Raw genomic sequence first — 25537 nt, 5'->3', positions numbered from 1 at the left:
CTCGCCCGTCCGTCTGTCACCACAGTAAAAGCGGAATGCCAAAATGTCTGATCTGAAAACTGCCGCTCTCGAGTACCACGCCCAGCCCCGTCCCGGGAAACTCAGCGTCGAGCTGACCAAGCCGACCGCCACCGCCCGCGACCTGTCGCTGGCCTATAGCCCGGGTGTGGCCGAGCCCGTCCGCGAGATCGCCCGCGATCCGGAGCTGGCCTTCAAGTACACCGGCAAGGGCAACCTGGTGGCAGTTATCTCCGACGGCACCGCGATCCTGGGCCTGGGCAACCTCGGCCCGCTGGCCTCCAAGCCGGTCATGGAAGGTAAAGGCGTGCTGTTCAAGCGCTTCGCCGGTGTCGATGTGTTCGACATCGAAGTCGACGCCGAGAGCCCCCAGGCCTTCATCGACACCGTCAAGCGCATCTCCATCACCTTCGGTGGCATCAACCTCGAAGACATCAAGGCGCCCGAGTGCTTCGAGATCGAGCGCACCCTGATCGAGCAGTGCGACATTCCGGTCTTCCACGATGACCAGCACGGCACTGCGATCGTGACCGCTGCCGGCATGCTCAACGCCCTGGAAATTGCCGGCAAGAGCCTGCCGGAAGCCAAGATCGTCTGCCTCGGTGCGGGCGCTGCAGCCATCTCCTGCATGAAACTGCTGGTGAGCATGGGTGCCAAGGTCGAAAACATCTTCATGATCGACCGCAAGGGCGTGATCCATGCCAGCCGCGACGATCTGAACCAGTACAAGGCGGTCTTCGCCCATGAAACGCCCAAGCGCACCCTCTCGGACGCGCTGGATGGTGCGGATGTGTTCGTCGGCCTGTCGGGTGCCAACCTGCTGAGCGCCGAAGACCTCAAGCGCATGGCGCCGAATCCGATCGTCTTCGCCTGCTCCAACCCGGATCCGGAGATCCAGCCGGAGCTGGCTCACGCCACTCGTAACGATGTGATCATGGCGACCGGTCGTTCCGACTACCCGAACCAGGTCAACAACGTGTTGGGCTTCCCCTTCATCTTCCGTGGTGCCCTGGACGTTCGCGCCACTCGCATCAACGAAGAGATGAAGATCGCCGCCGCACTGGCCCTGCGTGACCTGGCCAAGCTGCCGGTGCCCAAGGACGTGTGCGATGCCTACGGCGTGGACTCCCTGGAGTTCGGCCGCGAGTACATCATTCCGAAGCCCATGGACAAGCGCCTGATCACCATCGTTTCCGATGCCGTGGCCAAGGCTGCCATCGAGTCCGGCGTGGCGACCCTACCCTACCCGAAACACTATCCGCTGAAGTCGGTGGATGACGTGTTCAACGGCTGATCCGTCAGTCGATGAAAAACCCGCCTCACGGCGGGTTTTTTATTGGCTGTTATTTCGTTCTGGGGTGAAGCAAAAAGCCCGTCATGGAGACGGGCTTCTGGTTGGCACGCGTGATCAGAACAGATCGATGGGTGCGGCTTCGTCTGCGGGCAGCGGGCTGCCCGGGGCACTCATGCCTGGGTCGAACTCGCTCATCGGCGGCGGTGAGTCCTCGCTCTTGAACAGTTCGAAGAAGGCGTTGGGCGCACCTGGCGCTGCGGCGCGGCCGCTCAGGGGGTCGATGCGCAGAGTGAGTATGCCTTCGGGCTCGGGCAGCACGTGCTCCGGTTTGTCCTTCAGGGCCGCGCTCATGTAGGTCATCCAGATGGGCAGGGCGACGGTGCCGCCGTACTCGTGGCGACCGAGGCTTTCCGGCTGGTCGAAGCCGACCCAGACGGTGGTGACGTAATCGGCGTTGTAGCCGGAGAACCAGCTGTCCTTGGATTCGTTGGTGGTGCCGGTCTTGCCGGCGATATCGCCACGACCCATGGATAGTGCGCGTCTGCCGGTGCCGCGCTTGATCACATCCTGCAGCATGCTGTTGAGGATGTAGGTGGTGCGCGCGTCGACGATGCGCTCGGCTACCGCCGGCTCCTGATGCTCGACGCTGGGTAGGCGGCTGTCCGGTGCGGCGACCGTCTGGGCGACCTCGGTATCCGGCGCGTCGTCTTTCGGCACGGAAGGCGGGTTGGCGGTGAAGATCACCTTGCCGTCGCGGCTTTCGATGCGATCGATCAGGTAGGGCTGGATCTTGTAACCGCCGTTGGCGAAGGTGCTCCAGCCGCTGGCGATCTCCATGGGCGTCAGCGTGGCGGTGCCCAGGGCCAGGGACAGGTTGCGGGGCAGTTCCTGTTTGTTGAAGCCGAAGCGGCTGATGTAATTCAGCGCGTATTCGATGCCCACGGCCTGCAACAGGCGGATCGATACCAGGTTGCGTGACTTGTAGAGCGCCTCGCGCAGGCGGATCGGGCCGAGGAAGGTGTTGTTGTCGTTCTTCGGGCGCCAGACCTTGTCCAGATACTCGTCGACGAAGACGATGGGGGCGTCGTTGACCAGGCTGGCTGCGGTAAAGCCGTTATCCAGGGCGGCGCTGTAGAGGAACGGCTTGAAGCTTGAGCCTGGCTGGCGCTTGGCCTGGACGGCGCGGTTGTAGTTGCTTTGCTCGAACGAGAAGCCACCGACCAGGGAGCGGATTGCGCCGTTCTCCGGATCCAGGGATACCAGTGCGCTTTGAGCGGCCGGCTGCTGGACGAAGAGCAGGTTGCCATCGGCCTGGCGCTGAACGCGGATCAGGTCACCGACCTGGGCGACGTCGGCAGGCTGCTGGGGGCGTGGGCCGAGGCTGTTGGTGTTGAGGAAGGGGCGGGCCCATTTCATGCTGTCCCAGCCGACGGTTTCTTCCTTGCCGCCACGGGTGAGCACGAGGAGGCCGCTTTTCTCCACCTGGGTGACGATCGCTGGCTCCAGGCCGCCAATGGTTCGCTGCTTGGCCAGTTCCTGCGTCCAGCTTTCGCGGGTCATGCCGGGGAAGCGTGATTCCGGGCCGCGATAGCCGTGGCGCTGGTCGTACTCCATCAGCCCACCGCGCAGTGCATTGTTGGCCGCTTCCTGCAGATCGCTCGGTACGGTGGTAGTGACGCGGAAACCTTCGGTGTAGGCCTCGCTGCCGAAGCGGCCGACCATCTCGGCGCGGGCCATTTCGGCAACATAGGGTGCGTTCACTTCCGGCGTCGGTACGTGGTAGCTGGCGTCGATCGGCTCTGCTAGCGCTTGGTCATAGCGTGCCTGGTCGATGCGGCCGAGCTTGAGCATGCGGCCGAGGATCCAGTCGCGGCGCTCCTTGCTGCGTACGGGGTTGACCAGCGGGTTGAAGCGCGAGGGCGCCTTGGGCAGGCCGGCGATCATCGCCATCTGTGCCAGGCTGACATCACGGATCGATTTGCCGTAGTACACCTGGGCAGCAGCTTCGATACCGTAGGCGCGGTTGCCGAGGTAGATCTTGTTTACGTAAAGCTCGAGGATTTCATCCTTGCTGAGCTCCCGTTCTATCTGCAGGGCGAGAAGTATTTCATTGATCTTTCTGGAGAAACTTCTCTCGCTGGTGAGGAAATAGTTCTTCGCCACCTGCATGGTGATGGTGCTGCCGCCGCTCTGGATATGACCGCTTTTCAATAATTGCGTGGCAGCGCGCACCAGGCTGGTGAGGTCGACGCCATAATGGTTGGCGAAGTTGTCATCCTCGGCAGCCAATAGTGCCTGGATGAATTCTGGTGGTATGTCCGCGAAACGGATGGGCGCACGGCGCATTTCGCCGAATTCGGCGATCAGCTTGCCGTCGCTGCTGTACACGCGCAGCGGGATCTGCAGCTGGATGCTGCGTAGGGAATCGACAGAAGGAAGAGTCGGGCTAAGGTAGAGGTAAGCGCCGCTGAAACTGAGCAACAGCCCACAAAAAACGGCGACGCAGGACCACCAGAAAAACTTCAGCAGGCGTATCAAGGCTCTTGGATTTCCAGATAAAAGAATGAGTTAAGCGGAAGCAGATCTTAAAAGGGAAAAACTGTTCACATTATAAGCGTTTTTTTTCCTGGGTCGCCATTTGCGCTTCTGTCAAGACTGTTATTTAATGTGGAAAAACATAAATCGTCCGTAAGTCTCGGATGCTGATAGGAAATCGGTCGTGCTAGGGCTCTTCAACAAGAAAGCGAATACGCTGCTGGGGATCGACATAAGCTCGACCTCAGTCAAGCTCCTTGAATTGAGTCGCTCGGGAAGCCGCTACAAGGTAGAGGCTTACGCCGTCGAGCCGCTCCCACCGAATGCTGTGGTCGAAAAGAACATCGCCGAACTGGAGGGGGTCGGCCAGGCGTTGTCCCGTGTTCTGAGCAAGGCGAAAGCCAGCTCCAAGTCCGTGGCTGTTGCCGTGGCGGGCTCCGCTGTAATCACCAAGACCATCGAGATGGATGCCGGTCTTTCCGACGACGAGTTGGAAAACCAGCTGAAGATCGAGGCGGACCAGTACATCCCATACCCGCTGGAAGAAGTCGCCATCGACTTCGAAGTGCAGGGTGTGTCTTCGCGCAACTCCGAAAGGGTCGATGTGCTGCTTGCGGCATGCCGCAAGGAGAACGTCGAAGTCCGTGAGGCGGCGCTGGCGCTTGCAGGTCTGACCGCCAAGGTCGTCGATGTCGAAGCCTATGCGTTGGAGCGTGCCTATGGGCTGCTCGCTGCGCAGTTGGGTAGCGGCCATGACGAGTTGACTGTCGCGGTGGTGGATATCGGCGCGACCATGACGACGCTGAGCGTTCTGCACAACGGGCGCACCATCTACAGCCGCGAGCAGCTTTTTGGTGGGCGTCAGCTCACCGAGGAGATTCAGCGTCGCTATGGCCTGTCCGTGGAAGAAGCCGGTCTTGCCAAGAAGCAGGGCGGTCTTCCGGATGACTACGACAGCGAAGTGTTGCAGCCGTTCAAGGATGCAGTGGTTCAGCAAGTGTCTCGCTCGCTGCAGTTCTTCTTCGCTGCGGGTCAGTTCAACGATGTCGACTACATCCTCCTGGCGGGCGGTACTGCGTCCATTCCTGATCTGGATCGGCTGATCCAGCAGAAGATCGGCACTCCTACCCAGGTTGCCAACCCCTTCGCGGAGATGGCGCTGAGCGGCAAGGTCAATGCGGGTGCATTGGCCAGTGATGCCCCGGCGCTGATGATTGCCTGCGGACTGGCGATGAGGAGTTTCGACTGATGGCACGCATCAACCTACTTCCCTGGCGGGAGCAGCTGCGCGAGGAGCGCAAGCAGCGCTTCCTCGTCGCCCTGGCGGGTGTGCTGGTGGTATCGGCCGGCCTGGTATTCCTTGGTGACCAGTACCTGAACGGTGAAATCGAGAACCAGCAGGCACGTAACGAATTCGTGCGCAAGGAAATCGCCGTCCTGGATACGCGGATCAAGGAGATCAGCGAACTCAAGACCCGTCGCCAGCAGTTGCTCGAGCGGATGAAGATCATTCAGGACCTTCAAGGCAACCGGCCGATCATCGGCCGTGTATTCGATCAGTTGGTTCGCACGCTGCCGGATGGTGTCTATTTCACCGGAGTGAAAATGATCGGGCAAAACATTGCCATTGTCGGTGCTGCTGAATCAAACAACAGGGTTTCGAACCTGATGCGTAACCTCGATGCCTCTGAATGGCTGACCGCACCTAATCTGACCGAAGTTAGGGCGATTACAGCAGGTGCAGTTGACCAGGCGAACGTATTCCAGCTGACGGTTCAGCAGACTCAGCCCGCCGTTGATGCAGAAGGAGTCAAAAAATGAGTTTGGCTGACTCCCTCGAAAGCTTGCGCAAGGTTGATCTAAATGACCTTGATTTCAACAATGTTGGTTCATGGCCGGTTGCTGTAAAGATCATAGCCTGTGTGTTGTTGATGGCTGCCATTCTGGCGCTGGGCTACAACTTCCACCTCAAGGACCTTGAACTGCAACTTGATCAGCAGCGCGCTGAAGAAGAAACACTGAAGCAGCAGTTCACCACCAAGGCTTTCCAAGCGGCCAACCTTGAAGCGTACAAGGATCAGATGAAGGAGATGGAAACCTCCTTCGGTGCGCTTCTTCGCCAGTTGCCAAGCGATACCGAAGTGCCAGGGCTATTGGAAGACATCACTCGAACCGGGTTGGGAAGTGGGCTCGAGTTCGAAGAAATCAAACTGCTGCCTGAGACCACTCAGCAGTTCTATATCGAACTGCCGATTCAGATCTCCGTGGTCGGTAGCTATCACGATCTTGCAACCTTCGTCAGTGGTGTTGCCAGCCTGCCACGTATCGTTACTTTGCATGACTTCTCCATCACTCCGCTGGATGTAGACAGTACGTCAAAGCTGCGTATGAGTATCCTGGCCAAGACCTATCGCTATAACGACAAGGGGCTGCAAAAATGATTACCAGCGCCCGTCTGATTATTTCTGGTCTGCTGCTGGCTAGTCTTTCCGGTTGCGGGAATAGCGGCGACTTTGCTGATCTTCAAGCGTACATGGATGATGTTCGTGCTCGCCCGAAGGGGTCGATTGAGCCGCTCCCGAAGTTTCAGCCCTATGAAGCTTTTACATACAGCGCCGCTGCCTTGCGTAGCCCGTTCCAGCCACCGGTCAAGATTGATCTGGCGAACAAGATAAAGGGCAGCAAGGACGTGCACCCGGATGAAACCCGGGTCAAGCAGTTCCTTGAAGGCTTCAATATCGAAGCGTTCGAGATGGTAGGCACGCTTTCCAACGAGGGGGGCATGTTTGCTCTGGTTCGGGGCGCGGGAGGGGTGCACCGAATAAGGGTTGGCGATTTCCTGGGCCGAAATGACGGCAAAGTCATCGCTATCAATGAATCCAAGATTGACGTCGTCGAGATAGTCCCGGACGGAGAGGGCGGCTGGCTGGAGCGTCCGCGCAGTCTCACGCTCAAGGAGCGCTCTTAAGGGCGGGGTGACTTATGAACAACAAACACCGGTCTGCACAACGGAACCAGATAATGAACAGCTCGCTTTCGCGCCTCGGTATTTCTCTATTGGCCGCCATGTTGTCGCCAGTACTGCTGGCTGCTGACCTGCAGGGCCTCGATGTAGCGGCTTTGCCTGGCGGCAAGGTCGAACTGAAACTCGCTTTTGACGAGCCCATTGCGGCACCGCGCGGCTATACCATCGAGCAGCCGGCGCGTATCGCCCTGGACCTTCCCGGGGTGGCCAACAAGCTGGGTAGCAAGAACCGTGAGCTTGGCGTTGGTAATGCGCGCAGCGTCACTATCGTCGAAGCGAAAGATCGTACCCGGTTGATCGTCAATCTAGCGACACTCGTGCCTTACAGTACGCGCGTCGAGGGTAACAATCTTTTCGTCGTAGTCGGTGAAGCAGCTGTTGCTGGTCAGCAAGCTGCCAGTGCCGCTCCTGTAGCCGCTCCTGTGGTAGCTGCGCCCGTCAAAGCTTATGCTGCGGCTGGCAAGGCGATCAGCAATATCGACTTCCAGCGCGGCGACCAGGGTGAGGGCAATGTCGTCATCACGCTGTCCGACCCGACCGTTAGCCCTGATATTCAGGAGCAGGGTGGCAAGATCCGCCTCGACTTCTCCAAGACCCAGCTTCCTGAGTCCCTGCGTGTCCGTCTTGATGTGAAGGACTTCGCGACCCCCGTTCAATTCGTCAGTGCCTCTGGCTCTTCGGGGAACGCCAGCATCACCATCGAGCCCACGGGCTTTTACGACTATCTGGCGTATCAGACCGAGAATAAGCTCACTGTCAGCATCAAGCCGTTGACGCAGGATGATGTCGAGAAGCGCAAGAACGAACGCTTCGCCTACTCCGGTGAGAAGCTCTCGCTGAACTTCCAGGATATCGATGTGCGTTCGGTGTTGCAGTTGATCGCCGACTTCACCGACCTCAACCTCGTGGCCTCGGATACCGTTCAAGGCAATATCACGCTGCGCCTGCAGAATGTGCCCTGGGACCAGGCGTTGGATCTCGTGCTGAAGACCAAGGGTCTCGACAAACGCAAGATCGGTAACGTGCTGCTGGTAGCGCCGGCAGACGAGATCGCTGCGCGTGAACGCCAGGAACTCGAGTCTCAGAAACAGATTGCCGAATTGGCACCGCTGCGTCGTGAGCTGATCCAGGTTAACTACGCCAAGGCGGCGGACATTGCCCAGCTGTTTCAGTCAGTGACTAGCGGCGATGAAACTACCGGTAGCGACGAGCGTGGCTCCGTCACCGTTGATGATCGTACCAACAGCATCATTGCCTATCAGACTCAAGACAAGCTAGACGAGTTGCGACGTATAGTGGCTCAGCTGGATATCCCGGTTCGTCAGGTGATGATTGAGGCTCGCATCGTTGAAGCGAACGTGGACTACGATAAGTCGCTCGGTGTGAATTGGCGCGGTGCCCGTGTTGGTGACAATAACTTTGTTGTTGGCGGCGCGGGCGGTAACCGGGTCGGAGGTGGGGGCACCAGCCCCAATACTGCCCTCGGAACCTTCGTTGACATGGGGGTCGACAACGCTAGTTCCTCCATTGGTATTGGTTTCGTAACGGACAATACGATTCTGGATCTCGAACTCTCTGCGATGGAGAAAACCGGTAATGGCGAGATCGTATCTCAGCCCAAGGTAGTCACCTCCGATAAAGAGACTGCGAAGATATTGAAAGGGGCCGAGATTCCCTACCAGGAAGCCAGTTCAAGTGGCGCGACTACCGTGTCGTTTAAAGAGGCTGCGCTGTCCCTTGAAGTGACACCTCAAATCACGCCAGACAACCGCATCATCATGGAAGTCAAGGTGACGAAGGATGCCCCGGACTTCTCCCGGCAAGTCAATGGCGTTCCCCCTATCAACAAGAACGAGGTCAATGCAAAGGTTCTGGTAAGCGACGGCGAGACGATCGTGATCGGCGGTGTCTTTTCCAATACGCAAACCAAAACGACTGACAAGGTTCCCTTCCTTGGCGATCTTCCCTACCTGGGACGTATGTTCAAGCGTGACGTGGTGGAAGATAGTAAATCCGAGCTGTTGGTCTTCCTCACCCCGCGTATCATGAACAACCAGGCTATTGCGGTGAGTCGCTGACATCAGTGCGTAATTTGATCCTCGTTGGCCCGATGGGAGCTGGAAAGAGCACCATCGGGCGTCTGCTTGCCAAAGAACTGCGCCTGCCCTTCAAGGATTCCGATAAGGAAATCGAGCAGCGGACGGGCGCGGATATCCCCTGGATATTCGATGTCGAAGGCGAGCAGGGCTTTCGCGATCGCGAGCAGTCGATGCTGGAAGAGCTCTGCCTCGCTGATGGTGTGGTAGTTGCGACCGGTGGCGGTGCTGTCTTACGCCCAGCCAACCGGGAAGCGCTTAGGGGCGGCGGCCGCGTGGTCTATCTGCACACCTCGGTGGAGCAGCAGATCGACCGCACTTCCCGCGATCGCAACCGGCCTTTGCTGCGCACTGCCGATCCAGGTCGGGTGCTGCGCGACCTGATGGCTATCCGTGATCCCCTCTACCGCGAAATCGCTGACATCATCATCGAGACCGACGAGCGGCCGCCACGCATGGTGGTGCAGGAGATACTCGAACGATTGCAGGCACTGCCACCCCGTTAAAGCAGGGGCGGAACTGCGCTATCCTAGTGCCCTTTTCATAGCGGGGGCCCCATGCGGACACTTCAGGTCGATCTTGGCGAGCGTAGTTATCCCATCCATATCGGCGCTGGCCTGCTGTCGCAGGTCGAGCTTTTCGCGCCCCACATCGCCGGCAAGCAGGTGGCAATCGTCACCAACGAGACCGTCGCCCCGCTCTACCTCGAACAGCTGACCCGCACGCTTTCCGCCTACAAGGTGCAGCCGATCGTGCTGCCCGACGGTGAAGCCTTCAAGAACTGGGAAACCCTGCAGCTGATTTTCGATGGCCTGCTCACGGCGCGTCATGATCGTCGTACCACCGTCATTGCCCTGGGCGGTGGGGTGATCGGCGATATGGCTGGCTTTGCAGCGGCCTGCTATCAGCGCGGCGTCGACTTCATCCAGGTGCCCACCACGCTGTTGTCCCAGGTGGATTCCTCCGTGGGTGGCAAGACTGGCATCAACCACCCGCTGGGCAAGAACATGGTCGGTGCCTTCTACCAGCCCCAGGCGGTGATCATCGATACTGCGACGCTGCGCACGCTTGCGCCGCGCGAGCTCTCCGCCGGCCTCGCCGAAGTGATCAAATACGGGCTGATCTGCGATGAGCCCTTCCTGCCTTGGCTGGAGGAGCATATGCCAGCCCTGCGCAGCCTGGAGCAGGAACCCCTGACCGAAGCCATCGAGCGCTCCTGCGCCGCCAAGGCGCGTGTAGTGGGTGCCGATGAGCGCGAGTCCGGCGTGCGTGCCACCCTCAACCTCGGCCACACCTTCGGCCACGCCATCGAGACCCACATGGGCTATGGCGTCTGGCTGCACGGCGAGGCGGTTTCGGCCGGTACGGTAATGGCCCTGGAGATGTCCCGGCGCCTGGGCTGGATCAGCGAAGAGGAGCGTGATCGTTCGATCCGCCTGCTGCGCGATGCCGGCCTGCCCATCGTGCCGCCGGAGGAGATGACGCCTGCGCAGTTCCTCGAACACATGGCAGTTGATAAGAAGGTCCTCGACGGTCAGCTGCGCCTGGTGCTGTTGCGCGCGATCGGCGAGGCCGATGTGACGGCGGATTACCCGCGAAATATTCTGGACGACACCCTGAGCGCGGACTACCGCGCCCTGGCTGACCAGCTTGGAGAGTAAAAAGAGTCCCATGACCAGCCTGCACGCCGATGAGGCCTTCCTGGCCCACTACCAGTTCACCCACGACCCCTTCGCCGCGCGGGTACCCGGCTTCAAGTTCTATCCCGCCCAGCGCAAGCCGGTGCTGGGGCAGCTGCATCACCTGGCCCGCTACAGCCAGCTGCTGCTGGTGGTGACCGGTCCCCAGGGCAGCGGCAAGACCTTGCTGCGCCAGGCGCTGGTCGCCAGCACCAACAAGCAGGCGGTGCAAAGCGTGGTGATATCCGCACGTGGCGCAGCCGAGGCCGGTGGCCTGATGCGCCTGGTCGCCCAGGGGCTGGGTGTGGCGCAGACCGACTCGCGCTCCATCCTTGCTCAGGTCGGGCAACTGGCGCTGACCGGCCAGGAGGTCTACCTGCTGGTAGACGATGCCGAAGAACTCGACGATGCAGGCCTCGACAACCTGCTGGCACTGGCTGCGGGCAACAGTGAAGCGCGCCCGCACGTGTTTCTCTTCGCTGATTCCAGCCTGCTGCCACGCCTGGAACTGCTGGCCGATGGCGAAGAACGTTTCCATGCCATTGAACTTCTGCCCTACAGCGAGGACGAAACCCGCGAATATCTGGCGCAGCGGCTCGAGGGCGCCGGACAGGGGATTGAGCTGCTGACCGAAGAGCAGATCGAGGACGTTCATCTGCAATCCGGTGGCTGGCCCGGCGGCATCAATCAGTCCGCTCGTGAACTGTTGGTCGAGGCCATGCTCGCCGAGCGGGGGGCCTCGCGCAAAGGAGGGTTCAGCTTGAATCTACCGAAGAAGCACCTGCTGGCACTGGGGGTCGTCGCGATTGGCGTGGTTGCGGCCTTGGCGATGCAGAATCGCTCGGATAGCCCGGCGTCCACCCAGCCCACCACTGCGCAACTGCCCATGGGGCAGCAGCCGGCACCCGCTGCTGAGGCGCCCGCTGGCCAGGCCCCGGCACCGGGTGGTGCACCTGCCGTCGAGTTCGCCGGCTCCTCGCAACCGCTCCCCTTGCCCCTGGTGGGGGAAGCGCAGCCGGTGATCCGTGAACCGCTGGCCCAGGCCGCCGGTCAGGATGATCTCGATGATGGCGGCGCCCAGCCCGGTTCCCAGGCGACCATCCCGCCGACCGTCACCACTGTCGCGCCGCCCGTTGGCGCCGTTGCGGGTGCCACTCCGGCCGTGCCGCCGGCTCCGGTGATCACCCAGCAGCCAGCGGCGGTCAAACCTATCCAGCCGATCGCCACCGCGCCGACCACGGCTTCGTCCGCACCTGCTGCGGTTCCGGCAGCACCTGCGAAGCCCGTCGTTGCGGCCACCCCGCCAGCCAAGCCGGCCGAGAAGCCTGCCGCAGCCAAGCCCGCTGCCGCGCCGACCGTGGCCAGCGCCGGCACCGCATCCGCCGGTGCAGGTGATGGTTGGTACCGCTCCCAGGCTGGCGGCCACTATGCCGTGCAGATTCTCGGCACCAGCTCCGAAGGCAGCGCCAAGGCGTTCGTCCAGCAGAATGGCGGCGAGTACCGCTACTTCAAGAAGGTCCACCAGGGCAAGCCGCTGTACGTCGTCACCTACGGCAACTTCGCCAGTCGCAATGCCGCCCAGGCCGCGATCAAGGGTCTTCCCGCCAAGGTCCAGGCCGGCAAGCCCTGGCCCAAGAGCTTCGCCAGCATCCAGCAGGAAATCGCCCGCTGACAGCGGGCCTCCTCTCCCTCCCGCCTCCGTGACCGGAGGGTCGATAGCACGACCTTCCGGTCTAATCCTTCGGTTTGGCGACATAAACTTTCATTGGATCGTCGTGAAGATTTGTGACGAGCCAGGTGGATATGTACAATGACCTCCCTTTTGCCTGCGCAAAGCTGGCGCCTAGTCCTGCGCGTGTGGTAACTGGTTGAACTACAAAGCAATTTTGCCTTTTTAACAAGGCAGTTCCTGGTGAGAGTTCCCTATGAAAGCAGGTCTGTACCATCCTGATGAGTTCAAGGATAACTGCGGTTTCGGCTTGATCGCCCATATGCAAGGCGAGGCAAGCCACCATCTTTTGCAAACCGCTATCGAAGCACTGACCTGCATGACCCACCGCGGCGGTATCAACGCCGACGGCAAGACCGGTGACGGTTGCGGCCTGCTGATCCAGAAACCCGATCTGTTCCTGCGTGCCACGGCCAAGGCCGAGTTCGCGGTCGAGCTGCCGGCCCAATACGCCGTCGGCATGGTCTTCCTGAACCAGGACCAGACCCGCGCCGAAGCCGCCCGTGCCAACATGAACCGCGAGATCGAAGCCGCCGGCCTCACGCTGATCGGCTGGCGCAAGGTGCCTACCGACACCAGCGTCCTCGGTCGCCTGGCCCTGGAGCGCCTGCCGCAGATCGAGCAGGTGTTCATCGGCGGTGAAGGCCTCTCCGACCAGGAAATGGCCATCAAGCTGTTCAGCGCCCGCCGTCGTTCCTCGGTGGCCAACGCCGACGACAGCGAGCACTACATCTGCAGCTTTTCGCACAAGACCATCATCTACAAAGGCCTGATGATGCCGGCCGACCTGCAGCAGTTCTACCCGGACCTGGGTGACGAACGCCTGCAGACCGCCATCTGCGTCTTCCACCAGCGCTTCTCCACCAACACCCTGCCGAAGTGGCCGCTGGCGCAGCCCTTCCGCTTCCTCGCCCACAACGGCGAGATCAACACCATCACCGGCAACCGCAACTGGGCCCTGGCCCGTCGCACCAAGTTCGCCAACGACCAACTGCCCGATATCGACGAGCTCGGCCCGCTGGTCAACCGCGTCGGTTCCGACTCCTCCAGCATGGACAACATGCTCGAGCTGATGGTCACCGGCGGCATCGACCTGTTCCGCGGCCTGCGCATGATCATTCCGCCGGCCTGGCAGAACGTCGAGACCATGGACGCCGACCTGCGCGCCTTCTACGAATACAACTCCATGCACATGGAGCCCTGGGACGGCCCCGCCGGCGTCGTGCTGACCGACGGCCGCCACGCCGTCTGCCTGCTCGACCGCAACGGCCTGCGCCCGGCCCGCTGGGTCACCACCAGCAACGGCTACATCACCCTGGCGTCCGAGATCGGCGTCTGGGACTACAAGCCCGAAGACGTGATCGCCAAGGGCCGTGTCGGCCCGGGCCAGATCCTCGCCGTGGACACCGAGACCGGCCAGGTCCTGACCACCGACGACATCGATAACCGCCTCAAGTCGCGCCACCCCTACAAGCAGTGGCTGCGCCAGAGCGCCGTGCGCATCCAGGCCAAGCTCGACGACGACCATGGCGTGGCCAGCTACGACAGTGACCAGCTGAAGCAGTACATGAAGATGTACCAGGTCACCTTCGAGGAGCGTGATCAGGTCCTGCGTCCGCTCGGTGAGCAGGGCCAGGAAGCCGTCGGCTCCATGGGCGACGACACCCCCATGGCCGTGCTCTCGCGTCGTGTGCGCTCCACCTACGACTACTTCCGCCAGCAGTTCGCGCAGGTCACCAACCCGCCGATCGACCCGCTGCGCGAAGCCATCGTGATGTCCCTGGAAATCTGCCTGGGCGCCGAGCGCAACATCTTCTCCGAGTCCCGCGAGCACGCCACCCGCGTGATCCTCAGCAGCCCGGTGATCTCTCCCGCCAAGTGGCGTGCGCTGATGAGCCTCGACCGTGAAGGCTTCGAGCGCCAGGTCATCGACCTCAACTACGACGAGTCCGTCGGCCTCGAGGCCGCTGTGCGCAACATCGCCGACCAGGCCGAAGAGGCCGTGCGCTCCGGCAAGGTGCTGCTGGTCCTCACCGACCGCCACATCGCCCCCGGCAAGCTCCCGGCCCACGCCTCCCTGGCCGTTGGCGCGGTGCACCACCGCCTGACCGAAAAAGGCCTGCGTTGCGACTGCAACATCCTGGTCGAGACCGCCACCGCGCGTGACCCGCACCACTTCGCCGTCCTGGTGGGCTTCGGCGCTTCCGCCGTCTACCCCTACCTGGCCTACGAAGTGCTGGCCGACCTGATCCGCACCGGCGAAGTCCTGGGCGATCTCTACGAAGTCTTCAAGCACTACCGCAAGGGCATCTCCAAGGGCCTGCTGAAAATCCTCTCGAAGATGGGCATCTCCACCATCGCCTCCTACCGCGGTGCGCAGCTGTTCGAAGCCGTCGGCCTGTCCGAGGAAGTGGTCGAGCTCAGCTACCGTGGCGTCGCCAGTCGAATCAAGGGTGCACGCTTCGTCGACATCGAGGCCGAGCAGAAACTGCTCGCCAATGAGGCCTGGAACAACCGCAAGCCGATCCAGCAGGGCGGCCTGCTGAAGTTCGTCTACGGCGGCGAGTACCACGCCTACAACCCCGACGTGGTGAACACCCTGCAGGCTGCCGTGCAGCAGGGCAACTACGAGAAGTACAAGGAATACGCCGCCCTGGTGGACAACCGCCCGGTGTCGATGCTGCGCGACCTGCTCAAGGTGAAACTCGCCGAGCAGCCGCTGTCCCTTGACCAGGTCGAACCGCTGGACGCCATCTTCAAGCGCTTCGACGCGGCCGGCATCTCCCTCGGCGCCTTGTCTCCGGAAGCCCACGAGGCCCTGGCCGAGGCCATGAACCGCCTGGGCGGCCGCTCCAACTCCGGTGAGGGCGGTGAAGACCCGGCGCGCTACGGCACCGTACGCAGCTCCAAGATCAAACAGGTCGCCACCGGCCGCTTCGGCGTCACCCCCGAGTACCTGGTCAACGCCGAAGTGCTGCAGATCAAGGTCGCCCAGGGCGCCAAGCCCGGTGAAGGCGGCCAGCTGCCCGGCGGCAAGGTCAACGGCCTGATCGCCAAGCTGCGCTATGCGGTGCCCGGCGTGACCCTGATCTCGCCGCCGCCGCACCACGACATCTACTCCATCGAAGACCTTTCGCAGCTGATCTTCGACCTCAAGCAGGTCAACCCCAAGGCGCTGGTCTCGGTGAAGCTGGTGGCGGAAGCCGGTGTCGGCACCATCGCCGCCGGCGTGGCCAAGGCCTACGCCGACCTGATCACCATCTCCGGCTACGACGGTGGCACCGGCGCATCGCCGCTGAGCTCCATCAAGTACGCCGGCAGCCCCTGGGAGCTCGGCCTTGCCGAAACCCACCAGACCCTGCGCGGCAACGACCTGCGCGGCAAGGTCCGGGTACAGACCGACGGTGGCCTGAAGACCGGCCTCGACGTGATCAAGGCCGCCATCCTCGGCGCCGAGAGCTTCGGCTTCGGCACCGGCCCGATGGTCGCCCTGGGCTGCAAGTACCTGCGCATCTGCCACCTGAACAACTGCGCCACCGGCGTCGCCACCCAGAACGACAAGCTGCGCAAGGACCACTTCATCGGCACCGTCGAGATGGTCACCAACTACTTCACCTACGTCGCCGAAGACACCCGCGAGTGGCTGGCCAAGCTCGGTGTACCGAGCCTGGGCGCGCTGATCGGCCGTACCGACCTGCTGGAAATGCTCCCCGGTGAGACCGAGAAGCAAGGCCACCTGGACCTGTCCCCGCTGCTGGGCAGCGACAAGGTTCCGGCCGACAAGCCGCAGTTCTGTGAAGTCGAGAAGAACCCGCCGTTCGACCAGGGCCTGCTGGCCGAGAAGATGGTCGAGATGGCCAAGGCTGCCATCGATGCCAAGAGCGGCGCCGAGTTCGCCCTGGATATCTGCAACTGCGACCGTTCCATCGGTGCCCGTGTCTCCGGCGAAATCGCCCGTGTGCACGGCAACCAGGGCATGGCCAAGGCGCCGATCACCTTCCGCTTCAAGGGCACGGCGGGCCAGAGCTTCGGCGTGTGGAACGCCGGTGGCCTGAACCTGTACCTCGAAGGCGACGCCAACGACTACGTCGGCAAGGGCATGACCGGCGGCAAGCTGGTCATCACCCCGCCCAAGGGCAGCCCGTTCAAGACCCAGGAGTCGGCCATCATCGGCAATACCTGCCTGTACGGCGCCACCGGCGGCAAGCTGTTCGCCGCGGGCACCGCAGGTGAGCGTTTCGCCGTGCGCAACTCCGGCGCCCACACCGTCGTGGAAGGCACCGGCGACCACTGCTGCGAATACATGACCGGCGGCTTCGTCTGCGTCCTCGGCAAGACCGGCTACAACTTCGGCTCGGGCATGACCGGCGGCTTCGCCTACGTGCTCGACCTGGACAACAGCTTCGTCGACCGGGTCAACCACGAACTGGTGGAAATCCAGCGCATCAGCAACGAGGCGATGGAGGCTTACCGCAGCCACCTGCAAAGCGTGCTGGCCGAGTACGTCAAGGAAACCGAAAGCGAGTGGGGCGCCCACCTGCTGGAGAACCTGGACGACTACCTGCGCAAGTTCTGGCTGGTCAAGCCCAAGGCCGCGAACCTGGCGTCGCTGCTCTCCAGCACCCGAGCCAACCCGCAATAACAAGCAGCCCAAGCCGCGAGCCCGAGCGTGATGCACGCCGGGCCCGCCGGCTAACCGTGATGAGTCTTGCAGCTTGCAACTTGTAGCTTGCCGCTGCTGTTAAGAGGTTTTTCAAATGACTGAACGTCTGAACAACGACTTCCAGTTCATCGAGGTCGGGCGCAAGGATCCGAAGAAGAAGCTGCTGCGTCAGCGCAAGCGCGAATTCGTCGAGATCCATGACCTGTTCAAGCCGCAGCAAGCGGCTGACCAGGCGCACCGTTGCCTCGGTTGCGGCAACCCCTATTGCGAGTGGAAGTGCCCGGTGCACAACTTCATTCCGAACTGGCTGAAGCTGGTTTCCGAAGGCAATATCCTGGCCGCCGCCGAACTGTCCCACCAGACCAACACCCTGCCGGAAGTCTGCGGCCGCGTGTGCCCGCAGGACCGCCTCTGCGAAGGTGCCTGCACCCTCAACGACGGTTTCGGCGCGGTCACCATCGGCTCGGTGGAGAAGTACATCACCGACACCGCCTTCGCCATGGGCTGGCGGCCGGACATGTCCAAGGTCAAGCCCACCGGCAAGCGCGTCGCCGTCATCGGTGCGGGCCCGGCCGGGCTCGGCTGTGCCGACATCCTGGTGCGCAACGGCGTGACCCCGGTGGTGTTCGACAAGAACCCCGAGATCGGTGGCCTGCTGACCTTCGGCATCCCCGAGTTCAAGCTGGAGAAGACCGTCCTCAGCCGCCGCCGTGAAGTCTTCACCGGCATGGGCGTCGAGTTCCGCCTGAACACCGAGATCGGCAAGGACGTCACCATGCAGCAGCTGCTGGATGAGTACGACGCCGTGTTCATGGGCATGGGCACCTACACCTACATGAAGGGCGGCTTCCCGGGCGAAGACCTGCCGGGCGTGCACGACGCGCTCGACTTCCTCATCGCCAACGTCAATCGCAACCTCGGTTTCGAAAAGGCGCCGGAAGACTTCATCGACATGAAGGGCAAGCGCGTCGTGGTCCTCGGCGGCGGCGACACCGCGATGGACTGCAACCGCACCTCCATCCGCCAGGGCGCCAAATCCGTGACCTGCGCCTACCGTCGCGACGAAGAAAACATGCCCGGCTCGCGCAAAGAGGTGAAGAACGCCAAGGAAGAGGGCGTGAAATTCCTCTTCAACCGCCAGCCCATCGCCATCGTCGGCGAAGACAAGGTGGAAGGCGTCAAGGTGGTCGAGACCCGTCTCGGCGAGCCGGACGCCCGTGGCCGTCGCAGCCCCGAGCCGATCCCGGGCTCCGAGGAAATCATCCCGGCGGAAGCCGTGCTGATCGCCTTCGGCTTCCGCCCGAGCCCGGCTTCCTGGTTCGAGCAGTTCGACATCAGCATCGACAGCCAGGGCCGTGTGGTCGCACCCGAGCAGAACCAGTTCAAGCACCAGACCAGCAACCCGAAGATCTTCGCCGGTGGCGACATGGTCCGGGGTTCCGACCTGGTGGTGACGGCGATCTTCGAAGGCCGCAACGCTGCCGAAGGCATCCTCGATTATCTCGGTGTTTAAGAGGTAAGCCACAAGCTGCAAGCTGCAAGTGCGTAGGGTGGATGCCGCTCTTTGCATCCACCGGCGGCGTAGGCTTCGAGCGCGTCAAATGGTCGCGATAGACAAAAGGCACGGCACCCGCCGTGCCTTTTGCGTTGGGCTTTGCGAAAATGCCCGCACTTTTTCGTTGGACACTGCCATGACCGTCTTGAAGAACGACCGTTTCCTCCGCGCCCTGCTCAAGCAGCCCGTTGATGTCACCCCCGTCTGGATGATGCGCCAGGCCGGTCGTTACCTGCCGGAATACCGGGCCACCCGCGCCAAGGCCGGTGACTTCGTCAGCCTGATGAAGAACCCCGAGCTGGCCTGCGAGGTCACCATCCAGCCGCTGGACCGCTACCCGCAGCTGGACGCGGCGATCCTCTTCTCCGACATCCTCACCATCCCCGATGCCATGGGCCAGGGCCTGTACTTCGAGACCGGTGAAGGTCCGCGCTTCAAGAAGGTGGTCAGTAGCCTGGCCGACGTCGAGGCCCTGCCGATCCCCGATCCCGAGCAGGACCTGGGCTACGTGATGGACGCCGTGCGCAACATCCGCCGCGAGCTGAACGGCCGCGTGCCGCTGATCGGCTTCACCGGCAGCCCCTGGACCCTGGCCACCTACATGGTCGAAGGCGGCTCCAGCAAGGACTTCCGCAAGTCCAAGGCGATGCTCTACAACGATCCCCAGGCCATGCACGCCCTGCTCGACAAGCTGGCGAAATCGATCATCGCCTACCTCAACGGGCAGATCCTCGCCGGCGCCCAGGCGGTGCAGATCTTCGATTCCTGGGGCGGCAGCCTCTCGGCGGCGGCCTACCAGGAGTTCTCCCTGGCCTACATGAAGCAGATCATCGATGGGCTGATCCGCGAGCATGACGGGCGTCGCGTCCCGGTGATCCTGTTCACCAAGGGCGGCGGCCTGTGGCTGGAATCCATGGCCGACAGCGGCGCCGAGGCCCTGGGCCTGGACTGGACCTGCGACATCGGCAGCGCCCGCGCCCGCGTCGGTTCCAAGGTCGCCCTGCAGGGCAACATGGACCCGGCCGTGCTCTACGCCAACCCCGCCGCCATCCGCGCCGAGGTGGGGCGCATCCTCGCCGCCTACGGCCAGGGCAGCGGCCAGGTGTTCAACCTCGGCCACGGCGTCACCCCGGAAGTCGACCCGGCCAACGCCGGCGCCTTCTTCGAGGCCGTCCACGAGCTGTCGGCGCAGTACCACCGCTGAGTGGCACCCGCCCATGAAAAAGGCCGCTGATGCGGCCTTTTTCTTTATGCGCGTCCCGCCAGGGCTCATGCCCCTCTGCCGGTTATTCCACGCGGACATCGCTGATCCCCAGCAGCTCGGCCTGCTGGATCACCTCTTCCTCGGTGGCGTCCGCCGGCGGCATCAGCAGGCTGTTCTCGGCATCGGCGAAGTGCAGCACCAGCAGGTGCATGGCGGCTTCTCCGGGGGCGGGCCGGCGGTCCAGTTCCAGCGCGTGGTGTCGCGGTTCGTTGTGGAAGCGGTAGTGGAGGGTGAATGTCTGCTGGGGCATGCCGGGTCTCCTCGAGGGCTGGGTCGGTATCGATTGAGTTGACTTTCCGGTCAGCTAATTCGTTCAGGGCATTTCCCGCGCCCATGAAAAAGGCCGCTCGCGCGGCCTTTTCCAACAACTGCAGCGGCTTACTTGATGCTGGCAAGCTTACCCTTGAGAGCAACGCCGGCCATGATGGCGCCCGCGTGGCATTCGTACTTGGTGGTGTCCTTGTATTCCTTGTTCTTGTAGTTGCTGGCGATGTCCACCACCGCGTTGGCGCCGGCCGCCTTGGCCGCGTCCTGCAGGCGGATCAGGGCGGACTGCAGCACCCAGCGGCAGGCTTCCTCGTCGCTCTTGTTGAAGGCGTTGGTCTTCTGGCTGGTGGTGACGTTGGGGTTGATCACCGTCACCTTGCCGGCGGGGGTGTTGCCGGCCAGGAAGAACTTCACGCTGCCATCCAGGCGGCCCGCCTGCACGGCCTCGGTGACCACGGTGTTGAAGTCGAGGAAGTGTGCGGTGTCACGGGCCTGGCTGATGCCGGGCAGAACAGCGGCGGACAGTACAGCAACAGCGGTCCAGGTCTTGAGGCTCATGGTGTCTCCTTGACGGTCTTGTTGGGTGTATCGGATGTCTTCTGCTCAGCGCCAGCGACGGAAGATCAACGAGGTGTTGACCCCACCGAAGGCGAAGTTGTTGTTCATCACGTACTCGTTGCTCATCTGCCGGGGCTCGCCGCGCAGGTAGTCGAGTTCGCCGCAGGCCGGGTCCACGGTATCCAGGTTGAGGGTGTGGATGTACAGGTCGCTGTTCATCATCTCGATGCTGAACCAGGACTCCAGCGCACCGCAGGCACCCAGGGTGTGGCCGAGGAAGCTCTTCTGCGAGCTGATGGGCATGCGCGCGCCGAACAGGCTGCTGGTGGCCAGGGATTCCGCCACGTCGCCCTGCTCGGTGGCGGTGCCGTGGCCGTTGACGTAGCCGATGGCCTCGGGCGCCAGGCCGGCGTCCTGCAGGGCCAGTTCCATGGCGCCGCGCATGGTCGCCTGCTCCGGCTTGGTGGTGTGCTGGCCGTCGGAGTTGCAGCCGAAGCCGACGATCTCGGCGTGGATCTTCGCGCCACGGGCCAGGGCGTGCTCCAGTTCTTCAAGCACCAGGATGCCGGCACCTTCGCCGATCACCAGGCCGTCGCGGCCGCTGTCGTAGGGGCGTGGCGAGGTGTGCGGGGCGTCGTTCTTCAGGCTGGTGGCGTAGAGCGCGTCGAACACCATCGCCTCGGTGGGGCAGAGTTCTTCGGCACCACCGGCGAGCATCATCGGCAGGCGGCCGAACTTGATCGCCTCATAGGCGTAGCCGATGCCCTGGCTGCCGCTGGTGCAGGCGCTGGAGGTGGGGATCAGGCGGCCCTTGAGGCCGAAGAAGATGCTGATATTGGCCGCCGCCGTGTGCGGCATCATGCGCACGTAGGAGTTGGCGTTGAGGCCGTCCGCCACCGAGTTCAGCAGCATGTTGCCGAAGGCCTTGATCTCGTCGGTGCTGCCGGTGGACGAGCCACAGGCCACGCCCATGCGCCCATCCTGGATCATCGCATCGCCGGCCAGCCCGGCATCGGCCAGGGCCCGCTCCGCCGCGTAGACCGCCAGCTTGGAAACACGGCCCATGCTGCGCATCTGCTTGCGGGTCCAGTGCGAGGGGGTGGCGAAATCGTCGATGGGCCCAGCCAGGCGGGTGTTCAGCTCGGTGAAGCGGTCCCACTCGTCCATGCGGCGGATGCCGCTGCGGTTGCCCAGGAAGTTGGCCGAGATGCCGGCCCAGTCGTTGCCCAGGGAGGTGACGCCGGCCATGCCGGTAATGACGACGCGTTTCATCAGCACAACCCACCATTAACAGCGAGGACCTGGCGGGTGATGTACCCCGCCTCCTCGGACATCAGGAAATTCACGGCGCCGGCCACTTCCTCCGGCGTGCCCATGCGCTGGGCCGGGATCATCTTGAGGATCTCCTCCACCGGCACCTGCTCGTCGAGGATTTCGGTGTCGATCAGCCCCGGGGCCACGCAGTTGACGGTGATGCGGCGCTTGCCCAGCTCGATGGCCAGGGCCTTGGCGGCGCCGATCACGCCGGCCTTGGAGGCGCTGTAGTTGACCTGGCCACGGTTGCCGATCAGCCCCGAGACCGAGGTGATGCACACGATGCGGCCCGGCTTGCGGCGGCGGATCATCGGCATGCACAGCGGGTGCAGCACATTGTAGAAACCGTCCAGGTTGGTGCGCAGCACGCTGTCCCAGTCCTCCTCGGTCAGCGCCGGGAAGGCACCGTCGCGGGTCAGGCCGGCATTGCACACCACACCGTAGTAGGCACCGTGGACTTCCACATCGCCCTCCAGTTGCTCGCGGCAGGCGGCGCGGTCGGACACGTCGAACTGCAGCACCCGGGCATGGCGGCCCAGGGCCTCGATCTCGGCTTTCACCGCCTCGGCCTCATCGCGGCGCGAGCGGCAGTGCAGCACCAGGTCGAAGCCGGCGCGCGCCAGGCGCAGGGCGATGGCGCGGCCGATGCCGCGGCTGGAGCCGGTGACCAGGATGGTCTCGCTCATGGTTGGGGTTCCTCCAGGTAACTGGCCACCTGCGGCGGGCGGAAGACGTTGAGGCGGGCGAAGGCAGCGATGCCGGGCCCGTCCAGCTGGCATTCGAAGACGCCCATGCCGTTGTCGTCCTGCAGCGTCCGGGTGGCGCGGATATGCAGCTCGACGCCGGCCGGGAAGCGGTCGACGTCGCATTGAAAGTTGCGGGTGCCGAGCAGGAAGCCCAGCTCCACGGGTTGCCCCGCCTGGCGCGCCTGGCAGCCGGCGTAGGCGGCGATGCTCTGGGCCATCAGCTCGACGCCGACCCAGGCCGGCAGGCTGCCGTCGTCCTGGCTGAACAGCCCCGGGCGCACGGTGGCGGTGGTTTCCACGTCCTCGTCGCCGAAGCGCAGCACGCGGTCGATGAGGATCATGTCCCCGGCGTGGGGGACCAGCTCGGCAATCGGCCAGTCGTTCATGGCGCATCTCCGATGATCAGGCTGATGTTGCTGCCGCCGAAGGCGAAGGAGTTGCTCATCAGCCGACGGCCGCTGGTTTTCTCCAGCGCGCCGCCATGGCGCACCAGGTGCAGCGCGGGCAGCTCCGGGTCGGCGTCGCCGTCCCACAGGTGTGGCGGCAACAGGCGGTCGCGGTTGTGTTCGCTCAGGGCCAGCCAGCAGAAGGCTGCCTCCAGCGCGCCGGCGGCGCCCAGGGTATGGCCGGTCAGCGGCTTGGTGGACGACACCGGCACCCCCGCCGGGAACAGCGCGGCGGTGGCCTGGCTCTCCATGGCGTCGTTGTGCGCAGTGGCGGTGCCGTGCAGGTTCAGGTAGTCGATGCCCTCGGCACAGGTGCCGGCGTCGGCCAGGGCCTGGCGCATGGCGCGCTGGGCGCCGATGCCGCTGGGCTCGGGGGCCGAGATGTGGTGCGCGTCGGAGCAGGCGCCGGCGCCCAGCAGGGCGATGGGGCCCGGCTCGCGGTCCAGCAGGAACAGCGCCGCGCCCTCGCCGATATTGATGCCGCTGCGGTTGCGCGACAGCGGGTTGCAGGGCTCGGCGGAAACCGCCTCCAGGGCGCTGAAACCATTCAGGGTCAGGCCGCAGAGGGAATCCACGCCGCCGCAGATCACCGCGTCGCACACGCCCAGGGCCAGCAGCCGGCGTGCGCTCATCAGGGCGCGGGCGCTGGAGGTGCAGGCGGTGGAGATGCAATAGGCCGGGCCGCGGGTGCCCAGCCAGGCGGCGAGGAAGGCTGCCGGTGCGGCCAGTTCCTGCTGCGGGTAGCGGTAGTCGTCCGGCAGGGTGCCGCTGCGCAGGTGCTCGCCGATGCCTTCGCTGGCTTCCTGGATGCCCGAGGTGCTGGTGCCGAGGACGATGCCCACCCGGTCCAGTCCATGACGCTCGATGGCGGCGCGCAGTTGCGGCTCGATCTCCAGGGCGGCGGCCAGCAGCAACTGGTTGTTGCGGCTCTGGCAGTCCTCCAGCCCGGCTGGCATGGCCGGCAATTCGCCGGGTACGGCGCCGATGCTCAGTTCGCGCTCGGCGACCCAGCCACCCAGGCGGCGCATGCCCGAGGCGTCGCCGGCGAACAGCGCGTCGGCCACTGCCTGCTTGCCCTGGCCCAGGGCGCAGACCAGGCCCAGGGCATTGAGATTGGCGGTCATCGGGGTTCCTCGTCGAGGGCGGTGATTCGGTAATGCGGGCCATCGCGGCGCTGCAGGTCGAAGTCCTGCGGCGCGCGGTAGGCGATGCTCCAGCGGCCGGCCAGCTCGCGGCGGCCATCTTCGGCGATGCGTTGCTCGATGCTCGCGTAGGCCGGTTGCAGCGCCTCGGCCGGGGCCAGGGCGTAGAGCAGCGCGGCGAAGAGTTCGCGGGCCTCGTCGTTGGGCGGCAGCAGGCCGTCGTTGCGCCAGCTGCCGTCCTGCAGCAGCTGGCGCGACAGGGGCACGCCCAGGGGGTCGAACAGCGACCAGCGCAGCGCCGGCCCTTCGGCCTGCACCACCAGTAGCCAGTCACGCACCTCGCCGTCGGCCTGGCGCTGCACCTGCAATGACTGCGGCAGCTCCAGCCTCGGGGGCCGCTCGGGCACCGGCGTACGCGCCGCGCAGGCGGCGAGCAGCAGGCTCAGGCCGGCGAGCAGCAGGCGTCTCATCGGCCGTCATTCTCCAGGGGCTTGCGTGCCACGGCGTTGACCAGGGTCTCGTTGCGCTGGCCGGGTGGTGGCGGATTGCGCAGGCCCCAGCGTTCCAGCAGGCCGAAGTCGGCGGAGCGGCTCCACCACAGGTAGGGGTAGGAGACGTTGCGCGGCTCGAAGGCGAAGCCCCGGCCGCGCAGCATCTCCAGGTATTCCTCGGCGGTGCGCTGCACGTGCATCGGGTGGCGGAACAGCCAGCGGATCACCCAGGTGTCGATGTAATAGCGGGTGGACTCGGCGAACAGCAGGTAGCCGCCCGGCTTCAGCACCCGCCAGAACTCGGCCAGAGCACGCTCCTGCTCCACCAGGTGATGGAAGGTCTGGTGGCAGAAGAGGAGGTCGACGCTGGCGTCCGGCAGGGCGATCTCGGCGCAGTCGCTGCTCACCAGCTGCACCTCCAGGCCCAGGCGCTCGGCCTCGGCGCGGGAGCAGTCGAGGCTGTGCGGGTCGGCGTCGAGGCCGATCATCCGCGCGGGGGCGAACGCGGCATTCAGCAGGCCGAAGGACTTGCCCTGGCCACAGCCGGCGTCCAGCAGCACCGGTGCTTCCGGCAGGGGCTCGGCGAACAGGCCCTTGAGGTCGTTGATCGCCACGCGCAGCACGTGGTGCTGCCAGGTGTGGCTCTGCAGGAACCAGAAGCCGAAGCGGGTTTCCTCGACGTAGGTGGCGGCGGCGCGTTCCATGGTCGGCTCCC

At 63.7% G+C, this 25537-nt stretch carries 21 protein-coding genes; 12 read left to right on the top strand and 9 right to left on the bottom strand.

The genetic code is table 11. The features are described 5' to 3' along the window. Window positions 1-43: 43 nt before the first annotated feature. Entirely contained in the window at window positions 44-1312 is a 1269-nt protein-coding gene (locus OEJ36_RS07020) for a malic enzyme-like NAD(P)-binding protein (RefSeq protein WP_263400899.1), read from the top strand. A 114-nt stretch (window positions 1313-1426) separates the two neighbouring features. Here the strand turns inward: OEJ36_RS07020 and OEJ36_RS07015 are convergent, their stop codons facing one another. Next, a complete protein-coding gene (locus tag OEJ36_RS07015) occupies window positions 1427-3847 on the bottom strand; it encodes a penicillin-binding protein 1A (RefSeq protein WP_263401052.1) in 2421 nt (806 codons plus the stop codon). A 184-nt stretch (window positions 3848-4031) separates the two neighbouring features. Between OEJ36_RS07015 and OEJ36_RS07010 the strand changes: the two genes are divergently transcribed. The 11 genes from OEJ36_RS07010 (at window position 4032) to hemE (ending at window position 19798) form a co-directional block, all read left to right on the top strand. Further along, window positions 4032-5096, top strand: a complete 1065-nt coding sequence (locus OEJ36_RS07010) for a pilus assembly protein PilM (RefSeq protein WP_021221345.1) — start codon at window positions 4032-4034, stop codon at window positions 5094-5096. After that, window positions 5096-5668, top strand: coding sequence for a PilN domain-containing protein (locus OEJ36_RS07005; RefSeq protein WP_263400898.1), 573 nt, complete (start codon window positions 5096-5098; stop codon window positions 5666-5668). Before OEJ36_RS07010 ends, OEJ36_RS07005 begins: the two co-directional genes overlap by 1 nt. Continuing rightward, a complete protein-coding gene (gene pilO / locus OEJ36_RS07000) occupies window positions 5665-6288 on the top strand; it encodes a type 4a pilus biogenesis protein PilO (protein WP_263400897.1) in 624 nt (207 codons plus the stop codon). The genes OEJ36_RS07005 and pilO overlap by 4 nt, the downstream gene beginning before the upstream one ends. Further along, window positions 6285-6815 carry a type 4a pilus biogenesis lipoprotein PilP gene (gene pilP, locus OEJ36_RS06995; protein ID WP_263400896.1) on the top strand — a complete coding sequence of 177 codons (531 nt, stop codon included), beginning with the start codon at window positions 6285-6287 and terminating at the stop codon, window positions 6813-6815. The genes pilO and pilP overlap by 4 nt, the downstream gene beginning before the upstream one ends. A gap of 53 nt (window positions 6816-6868) precedes the next feature. After that, complete coding sequence (gene pilQ / locus OEJ36_RS06990; protein ID WP_263400895.1) at window positions 6869-8950, top strand: type IV pilus secretin PilQ; 2082 nt, start codon at window positions 6869-6871, stop codon at window positions 8948-8950. 5 nt (window positions 8951-8955) lie between these two features. Then, the gene (gene aroK / locus OEJ36_RS06985) at window positions 8956-9474 is read left to right on the top strand and encodes a shikimate kinase AroK (protein ID WP_081672329.1); all 519 of its coding nucleotides are present in this window, start codon (window positions 8956-8958) and stop codon (window positions 9472-9474) included. A 51-nt stretch (window positions 9475-9525) separates the two neighbouring features. After that, on the top strand, window positions 9526-10629 hold the full coding sequence (gene aroB, locus OEJ36_RS06980) for a 3-dehydroquinate synthase (protein ID WP_263400894.1): 1104 nt from the start codon (window positions 9526-9528) through the stop codon (window positions 10627-10629). Between the two features lie 10 nt (window positions 10630-10639). After that, complete coding sequence (locus OEJ36_RS06975) at window positions 10640-12319, top strand: AAA family ATPase (protein ID WP_263400893.1); 1680 nt, start codon at window positions 10640-10642, stop codon at window positions 12317-12319. A gap of 253 nt (window positions 12320-12572) precedes the next feature. After that, window positions 12573-17018 carry a glutamate synthase large subunit gene (gene gltB, locus OEJ36_RS06970; protein WP_263400892.1) on the top strand — a complete coding sequence of 1482 codons (4446 nt, stop codon included), beginning with the start codon at window positions 12573-12575 and terminating at the stop codon, window positions 17016-17018. Between the two features lie 115 nt (window positions 17019-17133). Next, entirely contained in the window at window positions 17134-18552 is a 1419-nt protein-coding gene (locus tag OEJ36_RS06965; RefSeq protein WP_263400891.1) for an FAD-dependent oxidoreductase, read from the top strand. Between the two features lie 178 nt (window positions 18553-18730). Continuing rightward, window positions 18731-19798 (top strand): uroporphyrinogen decarboxylase, encoded by a 1068-nt coding sequence (hemE, locus tag OEJ36_RS06960; protein WP_021221335.1) that lies wholly within the window; start codon window positions 18731-18733, stop codon window positions 19796-19798. A gap of 82 nt (window positions 19799-19880) precedes the next feature. On the opposite strand, the gene OEJ36_RS06955 is transcribed toward hemE, so the two are convergent. The 8 genes from OEJ36_RS06955 to OEJ36_RS06920 form a co-directional block, all read right to left on the bottom strand. Next, the gene (locus tag OEJ36_RS06955) at window positions 19881-20108 is read right to left on the bottom strand and encodes a hypothetical protein (RefSeq protein WP_263400890.1); all 228 of its coding nucleotides are present in this window, start codon (window positions 20106-20108) and stop codon (window positions 19881-19883) included. 128 nt (window positions 20109-20236) lie between these two features. Beyond that, a complete protein-coding gene (locus OEJ36_RS06950; RefSeq protein WP_263400889.1) occupies window positions 20237-20683 on the bottom strand; it encodes an excinuclease in 447 nt (148 codons plus the stop codon). A gap of 45 nt (window positions 20684-20728) precedes the next feature. Continuing rightward, the gene (locus OEJ36_RS06945) at window positions 20729-21955 is read right to left on the bottom strand and encodes a beta-ketoacyl-ACP synthase (protein ID WP_263400888.1); all 1227 of its coding nucleotides are present in this window, start codon (window positions 21953-21955) and stop codon (window positions 20729-20731) included. Beyond that, window positions 21955-22683: a 3-oxoacyl-ACP reductase FabG gene (gene fabG / locus OEJ36_RS06940; protein ID WP_021221330.1), complete on the bottom strand. Its 729-nt coding sequence runs from the start codon at window positions 22681-22683 to the stop codon at window positions 21955-21957. The genes OEJ36_RS06945 and fabG overlap by 1 nt, the downstream gene beginning before the upstream one ends. Further along, on the bottom strand, window positions 22680-23129 hold the full coding sequence (locus OEJ36_RS06935) for a hotdog family protein (protein ID WP_263400887.1): 450 nt from the start codon (window positions 23127-23129) through the stop codon (window positions 22680-22682). The genes fabG and OEJ36_RS06935 overlap by 4 nt, the downstream gene beginning before the upstream one ends. Beyond that, window positions 23126-24313 (bottom strand): beta-ketoacyl-[acyl-carrier-protein] synthase family protein, encoded by a 1188-nt coding sequence (locus OEJ36_RS06930; RefSeq protein ID WP_263400886.1) that lies wholly within the window; start codon window positions 24311-24313, stop codon window positions 23126-23128. Before OEJ36_RS06930 ends, OEJ36_RS06935 begins: the two co-directional genes overlap by 4 nt. Then, window positions 24310-24801 (bottom strand): hypothetical protein, encoded by a 492-nt coding sequence (locus tag OEJ36_RS06925; protein WP_263400885.1) that lies wholly within the window; start codon window positions 24799-24801, stop codon window positions 24310-24312. The genes OEJ36_RS06930 and OEJ36_RS06925 overlap by 4 nt, the downstream gene beginning before the upstream one ends. Further along, window positions 24798-25526, bottom strand: coding sequence for a class I SAM-dependent methyltransferase (locus OEJ36_RS06920; RefSeq protein WP_263400884.1), 729 nt, complete (start codon window positions 25524-25526; stop codon window positions 24798-24800). Before OEJ36_RS06920 ends, OEJ36_RS06925 begins: the two co-directional genes overlap by 4 nt. Window positions 25527-25537 lie beyond the last annotated feature (11 nt).

Source organism: Pseudomonas sp. PDM13, assembly GCF_025685765.1.
GTDB lineage: Bacteria > Pseudomonadota > Gammaproteobacteria > Pseudomonadales > Pseudomonadaceae > Metapseudomonas > Metapseudomonas solani.
Note: the sequence above shows the minus strand (reverse complement) of the source record. Positions and strands in the feature narration are given on the sequence as shown.

What these genes read in the sequence shown, in the direction of transcription:
- OEJ36_RS07020 (WP_263400899.1), top strand. Translation starts at nt 44, where the DNA reads ATGTCTGATCTGAAAACTGCCGCTCTCGAGTACCACGCCCAGCCCCGT.
- OEJ36_RS07005 (WP_263400898.1), top strand. Translation starts at nt 5,096, where the DNA reads ATGGCACGCATCAACCTACTTCCCTGGCGGGAGCAGCTGCGCGAGGAG.
- pilO (WP_263400897.1), top strand. Translation starts at nt 5,665, where the DNA reads ATGAGTTTGGCTGACTCCCTCGAAAGCTTGCGCAAGGTTGATCTAAAT.
- pilP (WP_263400896.1), top strand. Translation starts at nt 6,285, where the DNA reads ATGATTACCAGCGCCCGTCTGATTATTTCTGGTCTGCTGCTGGCTAGT.
- pilQ (WP_263400895.1), top strand. Translation starts at nt 6,869, where the DNA reads ATGAACAGCTCGCTTTCGCGCCTCGGTATTTCTCTATTGGCCGCCATG.
- aroB (WP_263400894.1), top strand. Translation starts at nt 9,526, where the DNA reads ATGCGGACACTTCAGGTCGATCTTGGCGAGCGTAGTTATCCCATCCAT.
- OEJ36_RS06975 (WP_263400893.1), top strand. Translation starts at nt 10,640, where the DNA reads ATGACCAGCCTGCACGCCGATGAGGCCTTCCTGGCCCACTACCAGTTC.
- gltB (WP_263400892.1), top strand. Translation starts at nt 12,573, where the DNA reads ATGAAAGCAGGTCTGTACCATCCTGATGAGTTCAAGGATAACTGCGGT.
- OEJ36_RS06965 (WP_263400891.1), top strand. Translation starts at nt 17,134, where the DNA reads ATGACTGAACGTCTGAACAACGACTTCCAGTTCATCGAGGTCGGGCGC.
- hemE (WP_021221335.1), top strand. Translation starts at nt 18,731, where the DNA reads ATGACCGTCTTGAAGAACGACCGTTTCCTCCGCGCCCTGCTCAAGCAG.
- OEJ36_RS06955 (WP_263400890.1), bottom strand. Translation starts at nt 20,108, where the DNA reads ATGCCCCAGCAGACATTCACCCTCCACTACCGCTTCCACAACGAACCG.
- OEJ36_RS06950 (WP_263400889.1), bottom strand. Translation starts at nt 20,683, where the DNA reads ATGAGCCTCAAGACCTGGACCGCTGTTGCTGTACTGTCCGCCGCTGTT.
- OEJ36_RS06945 (WP_263400888.1), bottom strand. Translation starts at nt 21,955, where the DNA reads ATGAAACGCGTCGTCATTACCGGCATGGCCGGCGTCACCTCCCTGGGC.
- fabG (WP_021221330.1), bottom strand. Translation starts at nt 22,683, where the DNA reads ATGAGCGAGACCATCCTGGTCACCGGCTCCAGCCGCGGCATCGGCCGC.
- OEJ36_RS06935 (WP_263400887.1), bottom strand. Translation starts at nt 23,129, where the DNA reads ATGAACGACTGGCCGATTGCCGAGCTGGTCCCCCACGCCGGGGACATG.
- OEJ36_RS06930 (WP_263400886.1), bottom strand. Translation starts at nt 24,313, where the DNA reads ATGACCGCCAATCTCAATGCCCTGGGCCTGGTCTGCGCCCTGGGCCAG.
- OEJ36_RS06925 (WP_263400885.1), bottom strand. Translation starts at nt 24,801, where the DNA reads ATGAGACGCCTGCTGCTCGCCGGCCTGAGCCTGCTGCTCGCCGCCTGC.
- OEJ36_RS06920 (WP_263400884.1), bottom strand. Translation starts at nt 25,526, where the DNA reads ATGGAACGCGCCGCCGCCACCTACGTCGAGGAAACCCGCTTCGGCTTC.